Annotated in this window: 12 protein-coding genes; 11 read left to right on the top strand and 1 reads right to left on the bottom strand. The window is 36.7% G+C overall.

The annotated features are described in order from the left end of the window. The first annotated feature begins 9 nt into the window (after positions 1-9). The 4 genes from EPL02_RS09800 (at position 10) to rlmH (ending at position 2,934) form a co-directional block, all read left to right on the top strand. Entirely contained in the window at positions 10-804 is a 795-nt protein-coding gene (locus EPL02_RS09800) for an MBL fold metallo-hydrolase (RefSeq protein WP_094910947.1), read from the top strand. Between the two features lie 127 nt (positions 805-931). Beyond that, positions 932-2,146 carry a S1C family serine protease gene (locus tag EPL02_RS09795; protein ID WP_131887570.1) on the top strand — a complete coding sequence of 405 codons (1,215 nt, stop codon included), beginning with the start codon at positions 932-934 and terminating at the stop codon, positions 2,144-2,146. Between the two features lie 76 nt (positions 2,147-2,222). Next, a complete protein-coding gene (locus EPL02_RS09790; RefSeq protein WP_131887569.1) occupies positions 2,223-2,381 on the top strand; it encodes a CxxH/CxxC protein in 159 nt (52 codons plus the stop codon). Between the two features lie 73 nt (positions 2,382-2,454). Then, positions 2,455-2,934 carry a 23S rRNA (pseudouridine(1915)-N(3))-methyltransferase RlmH gene (rlmH, locus tag EPL02_RS09785; RefSeq protein WP_131887568.1) on the top strand — a complete coding sequence of 160 codons (480 nt, stop codon included), beginning with the start codon at positions 2,455-2,457 and terminating at the stop codon, positions 2,932-2,934. Positions 2,935-2,997: 63 nt separating this feature from the next. Here the strand turns inward: rlmH and EPL02_RS09780 are convergent, their stop codons facing one another. Then, entirely contained in the window at positions 2,998-4,170 is a 1,173-nt protein-coding gene (locus tag EPL02_RS09780) for an MFS transporter (protein ID WP_131887567.1), read from the bottom strand. Positions 4,171-4,251: 81 nt separating this feature from the next. Between EPL02_RS09780 and yeiL the strand changes: the two genes are divergently transcribed. From yeiL to EPL02_RS09745, 7 genes are all read left to right on the top strand, one after another. Then, positions 4,252-4,929: a transcriptional regulator YeiL gene (yeiL, locus tag EPL02_RS09775; RefSeq protein WP_094910953.1), complete on the top strand. Its 678-nt coding sequence runs from the start codon at positions 4,252-4,254 to the stop codon at positions 4,927-4,929. A gap of 139 nt (positions 4,930-5,068) precedes the next feature. Next, positions 5,069-5,818: a methionine ABC transporter ATP-binding protein gene (locus EPL02_RS09770; RefSeq protein ID WP_131887566.1), complete on the top strand. Its 750-nt coding sequence runs from the start codon at positions 5,069-5,071 to the stop codon at positions 5,816-5,818. After that, positions 5,811-6,473: a methionine ABC transporter permease gene (locus EPL02_RS09765; RefSeq protein ID WP_094910955.1), complete on the top strand. Its 663-nt coding sequence runs from the start codon at positions 5,811-5,813 to the stop codon at positions 6,471-6,473. Before EPL02_RS09770 ends, EPL02_RS09765 begins: the two co-directional genes overlap by 8 nt. 15 nt (positions 6,474-6,488) lie before the next feature. Then, a complete protein-coding gene (locus tag EPL02_RS09760) occupies positions 6,489-7,319 on the top strand; it encodes a MetQ/NlpA family ABC transporter substrate-binding protein (protein WP_131887565.1) in 831 nt (276 codons plus the stop codon). 196 nt (positions 7,320-7,515) lie between these two features. Next, entirely contained in the window at positions 7,516-8,841 is a 1,326-nt protein-coding gene (locus EPL02_RS09755; protein WP_094910957.1) for a 2-hydroxycarboxylate transporter family protein, read from the top strand. A 508-nt stretch (positions 8,842-9,349) separates the two neighbouring features. Then, a complete protein-coding gene (locus EPL02_RS09750) occupies positions 9,350-9,751 on the top strand; it encodes a hypothetical protein (RefSeq protein ID WP_131887564.1) in 402 nt (133 codons plus the stop codon). 228 nt (positions 9,752-9,979) lie between these two features. After that, entirely contained in the window at positions 9,980-11,566 is a 1,587-nt protein-coding gene (locus EPL02_RS09745) for an ATP-binding protein (protein ID WP_286175387.1), read from the top strand. The last annotated feature ends 1 nt before the right edge of the window (position 11,567 follow it).

Genomic DNA, 11,567 nt, shown 5'->3' with positions numbered 1-11,567 from the left:
GTGAGAAAAATGAGTTTGCATTTTAGCGTGCTAGCTAGCGGTAGTACTGGAAATGCGATTTTTGTAAGTGATGGAGACCAATCGCTATTAGTCGATGCAGGCTTAAGTGGTAAAAAAATGGAGTCACTTTTTCAAGAAATCGATCGAGATATTCACAACGTATCGGGGATACTGGTAACTCATGAACATAGTGATCACATTAAAGGGCTAGGTGTGTTAGCCCGTAAATATAAGCTACCTATTTATGCAAATGCAAAAACATGGAAAGCTATGGACGGGTTAATTGGCCAGGTATCACCGGATCAACAATTTCACTTTGAAATTGGTGAAAATAAAACATTTGGAAGCATTGATGTTGAATCGTTTGGTGTGTCGCATGACGCTGCTGAACCAATGTTTTATGTTTTTCATCAAGGAGATAAAAAACTGACGTTAATTACGGATACTGGCTATGTAAGTGATCGTATGAAAGGCATTATTAAAAATAGTCAGGCTTATGTTTTTGAAAGCAACCATGATGTTGAGATGCTTCGCATGGGCAGGTATCCTTGGAGCGTTAAGCGTCGTATTTTGAGCGACGTGGGGCACGTTTCAAATGAGGATGCAGCATTGGCAATGGCTGATGTTATTGGCGATCAGACAGAGAGGATTTATCTAGCTCATTTAAGTTTAGATAACAATATGAAAGAAATTGCTCGAATGTCTGTTTCACAAGTTTTAGCTGAAAAAGATATTGATGTGAAAGAACAGATAAAACTTTATGATACAGACCCTAATAGACCAACACCGATTGTTTATGTATAGTCTACATGAACAAAACAAAAAATAACTTCATTTAGATGGTTAGAAAGAAACAGAAGTGTCTAAAAAAGTAATAGTTAATCTGTTTCGGTACGTATAATCATAATAAATGAAAAGGTCGGTGATGGATATGGAACATTATGATGAGAATCGTGAACCGTCTCCTTCACGTCAAAAGCCAAGAAGACGTGGAGGCTGGTTTCTGTCGTCATTAATAGGAGCAATCATTGGAGGAATAGTGGTTGTCATTGCACTTCCATTTTTATCGGAATCAAATTTACTTCCAAACCCTCCAGCAGAAGAAAGTCAAGGCTCCATTCAAAATGGTGAAGATATTGTTCAGAAAACGGTATCTGTTGATGTAAACACAGATACTACAAAAGCTGTGAACCAAGTTAATGAAGCAGTGGTTGGAGTAGTAAATATTCAGCAAGGCGAAAGTTTTTGGAATGAAAGTGGGACAGACGCTGGCACGGGTTCGGGTGTCATCTATAAAAAACAGGGAAACAAAGCCTTTATCATTACAAATCATCATGTGATTCAAGGTGCCAAGCAAATTGAAGTCAGCTTGTATGACGGATCTAGAGTACCTGCACGCACATTGGGAAGCGATGAGTTAATGGATTTAGCCGTTATTGAGATTGATGCTGAACACGTAACCAAAATTGCTAACTATGGGGATTCAGATAAGCTGAAAGTTGGGGAGCCGGTTATTGCTATTGGAAACCCTCTTGGACTGCAGTTCTCTGGTTCTGTAACACAAGGTGTAGTCTCTGGTGTCAATCGTGTCATTCCACAGGACTTAAATGGTGATGGAAGCCCTGATTGGCAAGCAGAAGTTATTCAAACGGATGCAGCGATTAACCCTGGTAACAGTGGCGGTGCTTTAATTAACATTGACGGCAGGTTAATTGGAATTAACTCCATGAAAATTTCTCAGCAAGAAGTTGAAGGAATTGGCTTAGCTATTCCAATCAATATGGCCAGACCTGTTGTAGATGATTTAGAAAAGTATGGAGAAGTAAGAAGGCCTTATTTAGGTGTTGGAACATTATCGTTAAGCGAAATATCAGGTTATCATCTAAAAGAAACGTTAAAGCTTCCGCAAGACGTTGTAAATGGTGTTGCCGTATTAAACGTTGCAAATGGCTCACCAGCTGCTAAAGCAGGCTTAAAAGAATATGACGTTATTGTTGCCTTAGATGGAGAAGATATTAAAGACTTAGTAGGATTACGTAAGCATTTATATATCGACAAAGAAATAGGTGATAGTATGGAAGTGACGTTTTATCGACAAGGCAAAAAACAAACGGTCACGGTGAAGCTATCACGCGAGTCATTATAAACTAAAAGTTATCCACAGAGAAACTTTCTCTGTGGTCTTTTTACTGATACTTGTGAAAAAGAAAGGAGATCATAATTTGAAAATTTATTGTTGCTTAGAACATACAGAATTAGCGTTAGATGTAGCCGTAGATGAGATTGAGTTAGCCCCAGTTTTTAAAGAAATAACTGAAGATGAGCGCAATCATGTATGTGAATACTGCGAAAATCCAGCGTTATACACAGTGGAAAACTAAAAAAACACAGGTTGTGTATATATATTGTGGATATGTGGATAAAATCTGTGGATAATTTATAAGGGAGATTATTTTGAATATTTCAATTGTATCGATCGGAAAATTAAAAGAGAAATACTTGAAGCAAGGCATTAACGAATACTTAAAACGATTAGCGCCTTATGCCAAGATAGAGATTATCGAACTTCCCGATGAAAAAGCACCTGAGAATTTGAGTGAGTCGGAAATGGTTCAGGTCAAGCAAAAAGAAGGAGAGCGCATACTAAGTAAAATTGGGCAAGATGTACATGTTATTGCTTTAGCGATTAATGGCAAACAGCGTTCATCTGAAGAGTTGGCCAAAGATTTAGACTCGCTTGCTACATATGGAAAAAGCAAGATAGCTTTTGTCATCGGAGGATCACTGGGGCTAAGCGATGAAGTGATGAAAAGAGCAAACGCTACGCTCTCTTTTTCAAAGATGACGTTCCCACATCAGCTTATGCGCTTGGTGTTGGTTGAACAGATTTATCGTGCGTTTCGGATTAATCGTGGTGAACCGTATCATAAGTAAAAACTCTACTTTTATAGAAAAAAGAAGCTGGTTTAACTTAAACCAGCTTCTTTTTAATCAAATCTAAGCAGACAATAAAACCTTCTTTTCCACTTCTAGTTTCCGGTACATAAGTGCAATTAACATCGCAGGTAAGCTACATGCAAGCATTCCAATGAAAGCATACCTTGGCTCAATTTCATATAAGAAGCCACCGAAAACTGTAAATACAGCCGTACTCCAGCTGAGTGCGAAAGCTGAATACATGCCTTGAGCTTTTGGAATATGTGTATGTGGAATGTTTGCTGTTAGGTACTTCATGAAAGCATAGTGCCCCATCGCAAATGAAAACGCATGTAGGGTTTGGGCCATACAAAAGACAATAATGTTTGGAAAAATAAATACTAACACCCATCGCAGAGAAGAGCCAGCTGCAGCTAATGCTAATAGGGTACCCGGTGAAAACCGGCTAAAGCGTTTATCTGCAATCGAAAAGAAAATAATCTCAGCAATAACGGCAATATTGATAATGACACCGATTAGATAGATTGGCGCATCAATTTCTTTTAAAAAGATATAGCCATAGTTGTAATAAGTAGCATGGGCAGCTTGGAGAAGCACTACGATAACAAGTACAACTAAGAAATGTTTAGTGCGAAATAAATCTAAGATATTTACCTTTTTACTTGGATTTACTTGAGGTTTCTGCGATAAAATATCCGGAGCACTTGTGAAGCTAAGAGCCACAAAGCAGCTAATCCCAAGCAATAGCGCCCAAAAAATGACGTTATCCCCAAATATTCCTGTAAACACAGTTAACAGGATACCTACAGAGACAAACCCAATAGATCCCCATTGGCGGCTTTTTCCGTAGTGTTTCAGCTGCTTGCTTTGTACAAGAACACCCGCGACGCTATCTAAAGCTGGCATTAAGGTTGGATAAAAAATATGCAAAAAGACGGTTACGACTAGTAAGCTTGTAAACGAATTAGCTGGAATGTAACAAAGAATTCCAATCAATGTGCCAATTCCCGCGATATTTAAAAGTGCTTTATTGCTGATTCTTTCTAATAAATAGGGAAAAGCAAATAGTGTAGAAAGACCTCGCGCCACTAATCCAATACTCATAATAAAACTAGCTTCTGAAACGCTAATTCCTTTTGTTTGAATCATCCAGCCTGACCAGTAAGGTAGAAAAATTCCCCATGTCAGAAAAAAACTAAAAAAATGTGTACTCATCCAACGTTGTGTATTCATTGATATCCTCCTTATCAATGGCATGATATCATGAGAATAAATAAGATTACTATGAGATATCTCATAGTTTTGAGGTGGAAGATGGAAATTTACAAAGGCGAAAAAAAACAGTTGTATCTAGAAAGCTATTCAATTGCTAATCAGTTTTCTTTTCCAATTGAAGAATTTCTTGAAGTGCGAGAGTATAAGCGAGATGAATGGATTATCCGCGAAGGGAAAAGACCAGATTTTTTGTTTTATGTGACAGAAGGCAAAGCGAAAATCTATGTAACGCATCAAAATGGAAAAGTATCGCTTATTAATTTTATTAGCGCGCATGATTTTATTGGTGAAATGGAATTGTTAAACGATGTGTACTATACAAAAGGTATTCAAGCTTCTACTAAAACAATTTGCTTTGCCTTGCCGTTTTCGCAATGTCGCACGAGGTTGCTTGAAGATGCTAAGTTTCTTCGGGAATTAACAAAGTTCTTGAGTGCAAAAGCAACGTTGATGGCAGCTAAGTACTCACAAAGCCTAGCTTTTCCTCTAGAAAATAGGCTTGCAGACTTTATTTTACAAACGGCTGATAAAGGATTTTACCGAGAAAAGCATGTGATTGTTTGTGACTACCTCGGCGTTTCTTATCGTCATTTATTGCATGTGTTGACACAGTTCTGTGAGAAAGGATATTTGCAAAAAGAAGGTAGAACCTATCAAATTAAAGAACAGCGTGCTTTATATGAACTTGCCGAAGCAATTAAGAATAAAAGCATGTAAAGTCCAAGCTGAATATATAGTAAAAATTAATAAAATCACATAAAATAATGTTAAAATAAACAGCGTTGTATCATTTCTTAAATATATCTATTCATACGAATATTCTCACCCTTCAATTAAAGAAAGGAGGGGTTTTTTCATGATTAAATTAAATCGTGTAAGCAAAAGATTTTCACATTTTGAAGCAATTAAAGAAGTGTCTTTAGAGATAAATAGTGGTGAGATTCATGGAATTATAGGAGCGAGCGGAGCAGGAAAGTCAACGTTGCTTCGCCTTATGAACCTAATTGAAATTCCTGATGAAGGAGAAGTAGAAGTGAATGCTCAAAACCTAACAAGGATGAGTGGAAAAAAGCTTCGCGAAGCGCGAAAATCAATTGGGATGATTTTTCAGCACTTTAATCTCATTTCAAATAAAACGGTGTACGATAACGTGGCTGTTTCACTAGAGTTAACACAAACGCCAAAGGAAGAGCAGAAAAAGCGCGTATCTGAATGTTTACGCTTTGTTGGGTTAGAAGAGCTTAAAGGTAAATATCCGTCTCAGCTAAGCGGTGGGCAGAAACAACGTGTGGCCATTGCACGTGCCCTAGCAAATAGGCCGCAAGTTTTACTGTGTGATGAGCCAACTTCCTCTCTAGATCCTAATACCACCGCTGACATACTAAAAGTCTTAGAAGATATTAATAAGCGCTTAAGTGTGACGATTGTCATTGTTAGTCATGAGATGGAAGTCATTAAAAGCATATGCAATTGTGTGACCGTTCTCGAAAATGGATCTATTTATCAAACGGTCATTACAAACCCAAACGGTGTTCAAATGAAGGACAATGGGGCACAATACTTTGTAGATCAATTAACACGGGGAGAGGAAGCGAACAATGCTTGAAGTTTTGGCGCAATACGAAACTGAAATTTGGCAGTCTATTGGTGAAACCTTTGTCATGGTGGGTGTTTCAATTTTAGCTGCGGTTTTCATCGGCCTTCCCGTTGGCACTTTTTTGTTTCTTTGTCGCAAGGGACAACTGCTTGAAAATCAGCTTATATTTTCAACCTTAAACCTCTTGGTGAATACGATTCGTTCGTTTCCATTTTTATTACTAGTCGTCTTCCTCATACCGTTTACTCGGTTTGTCCTCGGGACAGCAATTGGAACAGCAGCAGCAACAATTCCACTCTCAATTATTGCGATTGCACACTATTCACGTCTTGTGGAGCAATCGCTGTTAGATGTGCCTAAAGGCGTTATAGAAGCAGCAATTTCTATGGGGGCATCTATTCGAGAGATTATGTTTAAGTTTGTTTATGTAGAAGCACGTTCAGGCCTAATTCTTGGACTGACGACCTCAATCATTAGCTTTATTTCGTATTCCACTATTATGGGAGTTGTTGGTGGAGGAGGAATTGGTGATTTTGCCATTCGGTATGGATATCAACAATTTAAAACAGATTTAATGATGTACATGATTATTATTATGATTGTATTGGTGCAGTTTGTTCAATTTATTGGAATGACTGTAGCCAGAGTATTGGATAAAAGATAAGTAATGGAGGAAAAAATGAAAAAACTATTCTTTTTTATGTTGGTGCTTGTTGTAGCATTAAGTGGTTGTGGCCAACCAAACGAAGCAAAGGAAAATAAAAATAAGCAAGGACAAGATGGAGAAGAAGTGACGTTAAAAGTAGCTTCTTTAATACCACCAATGACAGAGATTTTAGACCTTGTAAAGCCAAAGCTAAAGGAAGAAGGAATTAACTTACAAGTAGAAGTCTTAAGTGACAACGTACAGCCAAATAGCGCGCTTGCAGCTGGAGAAGTAGATGCAAACTTCTTTCAACATGTGCCGTATATGAAAGAATTTAATCGTAATAACAACGCAGAATTAGTAGCCGTTGAGCCAATTTATTTTGCAAACTATGGTGTATATTCGAAGAACTACAAGTCAGTGGAAGAATTACCTGATGGTGCGACTGTGGCCATTGCTAATGATGTTTCTAACATTGATCGTTCGCTTTCTCTGCTTGCACAGCATGATGTTATCAAGTTAGGTGAGAAGAAAGATACGTATTATACGAAGGCCGACATTAAAGAGAATCCAAAAAACCTTCAGTTTAAAGAAGTTGATTTATTAATGCTATCGAGAATGTATGATGATGCAGATGCGGTAGTCATGACGCCAGCTTATGCTGCACCTCTTGGCTTAACCCCAAAAAGTGATGCACTTCTTACTGAAGGAGTAGACAATGATTTTGCGATTACCTTAGTGGCGCGCAAAGATAACGCTGATTCAGATTCAATTAAGAAGCTAGCTGAAGTAATGACAAGCCCAGAAGTTCGTAAATTCTTAGAAGAAAAGTACGACGAAACAGCGATTCCAGCCTTTAAATAAATAAAAAAGCCATTTGAAGATTTTTTCAAATGGCTTTTTTATTTATATTTCAGTAATTTTACTGTAGTTAAAAAGTATTTTACTTTTTTTAATTACAAAACTTTAATAAGTTTCATAATCTATCAACGCTTGTTAAAAATCATTTAGAATGTCTATAAGTCAATTTGAAAACGATTACAAAAGGGGGATAAAGCGTATGGAAAAGCCATTGAGAAAGTCAGATGTCTTAGATCAAAAGCCAAAGGTATATGACCTTTCGCAAAACAATATGCAGCCAAAAATTATGGGAATGCCCATCTTATGGTTTGCTTTGTTTTTAGCTATCACAGTTGTAACGGTTTATACAGGTAACCTACCTGCTGGAATGATTGGAAGTTTACTTGTCATGGTTGTATTTGGTGAAGCTTTAGGTTGGATTGGAGATCGTTTGCCAATCATTAAATCATACTTAGGCGGAGGCGCTATTGTTGCTATCTTTGGTTCCGCTTATATGGTATACAGTGGGCTTTTACCTGAAACCGTAACGACAAATGTAACGGAGTTTATGACCACTGCTGGATTTTTAGACTTTTATATTGCTGCTTTAATTACGGGCAGTATTTTAGGGATGGATTCAAAAGTACTCATTAAGATTGGTGTTCGCTATTTTGTTCCAATCTTTGGTGCAGTGATTGGAGCTATGGTTATTGCAGGTTTGGTAGGAGCACTCATTGGTTTTTCAATTCGAGATGCTATCTTAGTTATTACTCTTCCAATCCTAGGTGGAGGAATGGGAGCTGGAGCAATTCCGATGGCTCAGGTTTATTCTGAATCACTTGGAAATTCACCAAGTTATTATATTTCAATTCTTGTTCCTGCATTAGCATTAGGTAATGTATTTGCCATTATCTTTGCAAGTTTACTAAACAGTTTAGGTAATAAAATTCCTTCATTATCAGGAAACGGCCAGCTTATCCCGGGCTTAAAAATAGAAGAAAAGAAATCAAAGTTTGATATCTCGAAAATGGGAATTGGGTTACTAGCTGCTCTATTATTCTTTGCGTGTGGCCATTTATTAGGCGCAATTATTCCGCTTCATCCATATGCTTTGATGATTATTCTTGTTGCAGTTGCTAAAATTGCAAACTTAATTCCTGAAAATGTTGTAGAAGGTGCGAGCCAATGGTATCAATTCGTTGCTAAAACATGGACACTCGCTTTACTGTTTGGAATTGGTGTAGCGTATACGGATTTAAATGCCGTGTTAGAAGCACTAAGCCTGCAGTATATCTTACTAGTAGCAGGCGTTGTATTAGGTGCCGTAATTGGAGCAGCACTGCTTGGACGATTAGTTGGATTTTACCCAATTGAATCAGCGATATGTGCAGGTTTATGTATGGCTAATATGGGGGGAACTGGTGACGTAGCCGTTCTTTCAGCCTCTAATCGTATGCAGCTCATGCCATTTGCACAAATCGCTTCTAGATTAGGTGGTGCTCTAATCTTATTGTTAACAGGTTTAATTATTCCACTCTTTATGTAAAGGCTGAGTTATACCTTTGTTATTTTTATTCAGATAGTAAGAAGTAAAATCTTTTTTACAACTAATATTTATTCTCTTATTAATCCTCTAGCTTGTTTAGATATGCTGGAGGATTTTCTCATTCTTTAAATTGGTAATAGGTATATTGATACTTTTTTGGATTAAGTTAATTGATACATAAATACTAGAAATAGTATGTATGAAAAACTTTATAATTATGATTTTAAAGGAAAAGAAGTCGTTGCTTACTATAAAATAATTAGTTATATTTAATAAAGAACACTTATATTAAAAGGATTTTTATGAACTTAAACATTTCTGTTAGGAAATAATTTATCAAGTTATAAAGCCGTAAAACATTCTTTAAATTTAGATAGCCTAGGTTGAAAAATGACTATCAAGTAGTTCTAATATACTATTGGAGATTGGAGAGCTAACGCGTTAAGACATGTTTAAGTGGAAAAAAATTTTATTAATAGTTGTGTGTGCTGGAGTATTTCTTTTTTATATGGGATATTTCAATAAACCAGAGGACAAGGTAAATGATTTCGTATCAGCTTACAATCATCAAAATGTGCGAGCAATGATTGGAATGTTTGACAATCAAGAAGTTAATCAAATGAAAAGTGCGATGAGCTTTGCAGGGAAAATTAGTGAGGCAACATTAGGAATAGATGCGAGCGAGTTGTTAATGGATTTCCTACCTATTTCAGAGAGTCTTTTAGGGTATACAGGCTCCCGAATGGACGCTTATATACAGTCAACTGACATGGATTTATTACATAGTGAAGCAAAAGTATATACACAAATTTCAATCAGTGAAGATGAAGCAACTGAGAACGAAAACATTATCTTTTTTCTGAAGAAAAAAGACCGAGAATGGTATATTACTGATATTCAAGAGTATTAAAAAGTATTAAATAAAATAATGAAAGTTAAAATGAATTTTTTATATCGACGCAATGAAAAGTCTATATAAGAATATGTTCTCCTTACTAAAAACAAAGCAACTTCTGTTTATTAGTAAGGTTTTTTTATAAACTAAATAACCAAGGTTTAAAATAATCAGATAATTCTAACTAAGCCTACCAATTATCTACATCTCTCGTTATACTAAAATAGTAGGGGGCGTTGCAAAGTGAAGGCTCGTTGGCCGTTAGAGCGTAAATTTATGTTTTTGATTTCTATTTTGGTTACGATGATCATGTTAATGGTAACCATTGTATATGTTTATTTTGAACGAAAACAGACGCGTGAATTAATGGGAGAAAAAGCATTAACAACGGCAATTGCTGTTTCAGAAATGCCACTTGTAAAGGAAGTTATTCTACAAAATGAAAACGCTATAATTATTCAGCCACTTATTGAGCGAATTAGAAAACAATCAGGTGCAGAATTTATTGTAGTTGGTGATGCAGATGAAGTTCGTTATACTCATCCTCATAAAGAGAAGGTTGGTCAAAAGATGATTGGTGGAGACAATGAACGAGCTCTTATTGAAGGAGAAAACTATATTTCATTTGCAAAAGGCTCTCTTGGGATGTCAGTGAGGGGAAAATCACCTATCTATGATGAAAATAATAGGATTATTGGCGTTGTATCTGTCGGCTTTATGCTATCTTATGTAGACTCTTTATTTGGACAAGGGCTTGCAGCTTTTTCAATTTGGCTTGCTTTTATTTTTATTAGTGGTGTTGTAGGTAGTTTTATGCTTGCGAGAAGTATTCGCAGAGATACATTTGGTTTAGAGCCTTATCAAATTGCTAGATTGTATAAAGAGAGGGAAGCTATTCTAGAAGCACTGAATGAAGGGTTAATTGCAACAGACCAAAAAGGGAACGTAACGCTCATTAACCATTCAGGTAAAAAAATTCTTGGAATTAGAGAGAATATTATCGGCCAACCAATTCGAAAAGCTTTAAGGAACTCAGAAATTTCAAACGTGCTTGCGAATCAGCTAGCCGTTGGTCACTACGAAACAATCTACCATAAAAAGCCGCTGCTCGTGCACTATAAAATGATTGGTGACAAAGATAGTTACGCGGGCAAAGTAGCAAGTTTCCAAGAAAAATCTGACGTTCAAGAGCTGCTCAACACTTTATCAGAGGTTCAACAGTATTCTCAAGATTTGCGTGCGCAAACTCATGAATATACGAATAAGCTCTATGCTATTTCTGGCTGGCTACAGCTGGGGCACGGTGAAAAAGCTAAACGATTCATTCACGAAGAAATTGGTCAGCAAAAAATATATGAACGTGTACTATTTGAACGAGTAAATGATTCAACTATACAAGCGGTTTTAATTGGCAAGCTTTCAAAAGCCTCTGAAAAGAAAATTGATTTTGTTATTGATGAAGATAGCATGGTTCACAAGACTTGGCCGACCAAAATGACGGCACCTTTAGTCACTATATTAGGAAATATTATTGATAATGCGTTTGACGCTGTAGCAGAACAAACAGAACCGCTCGTCGATTTGTTTCTAACAGATGTAGATGGTGAACTAATTATTGAGTTAGGAGACAACGGTAGCGGTATTAAAAATAAAGATTTAAACCTTGTTTTTAATGAAGGTTATACTACAAAAGCAGGGGGACATAGGGGTTTTGGGTTAGCTCTTGTGAAAGCTGCTTTAGATGAACTAAATGGAACAATCTATCTATCAAAAAACCAGCCACATGGGACTGTTGTTCACATACATATACCAAAAACAGGAGCGACATGAT

The sequence above is a fragment of the Bacillus sp. CBEL-1 genome (genome assembly GCF_004348885.1).
Taxonomy (GTDB): Bacteria; Bacillota; Bacilli; order Bacillales; family Bacillaceae_H; genus Priestia; species Priestia aryabhattai_A.
The sequence above is the reverse complement of the archived record's forward strand: the minus strand, read 5'-3'. Positions and strand labels throughout refer to the sequence as shown.

What these genes read in the sequence shown, in the direction of transcription:
- EPL02_RS09755 (WP_094910957.1), top strand. Translation starts at nt 7,516, where the DNA reads ATGGAAAAGCCATTGAGAAAGTCAGATGTCTTAGATCAAAAGCCAAAG.
- EPL02_RS09795 (WP_131887570.1), top strand. Translation starts at nt 932, where the DNA reads ATGGAACATTATGATGAGAATCGTGAACCGTCTCCTTCACGTCAAAAG.
- EPL02_RS09760 (WP_131887565.1), top strand. Translation starts at nt 6,489, where the DNA reads ATGAAAAAACTATTCTTTTTTATGTTGGTGCTTGTTGTAGCATTAAGT.
- EPL02_RS09765 (WP_094910955.1), top strand. Translation starts at nt 5,811, where the DNA reads ATGCTTGAAGTTTTGGCGCAATACGAAACTGAAATTTGGCAGTCTATT.
- EPL02_RS09800 (WP_094910947.1), top strand. Translation starts at nt 10, where the DNA reads ATGAGTTTGCATTTTAGCGTGCTAGCTAGCGGTAGTACTGGAAATGCG.
- EPL02_RS09750 (WP_131887564.1), top strand. Translation starts at nt 9,350, where the DNA reads ATGGGATATTTCAATAAACCAGAGGACAAGGTAAATGATTTCGTATCA.
- yeiL (WP_094910953.1), top strand. Translation starts at nt 4,252, where the DNA reads ATGGAAATTTACAAAGGCGAAAAAAAACAGTTGTATCTAGAAAGCTAT.
- EPL02_RS09780 (WP_131887567.1), bottom strand. Translation starts at nt 4,170, where the DNA reads ATGAATACACAACGTTGGATGAGTACACATTTTTTTAGTTTTTTTCTG.
- EPL02_RS09770 (WP_131887566.1), top strand. Translation starts at nt 5,069, where the DNA reads ATGATTAAATTAAATCGTGTAAGCAAAAGATTTTCACATTTTGAAGCA.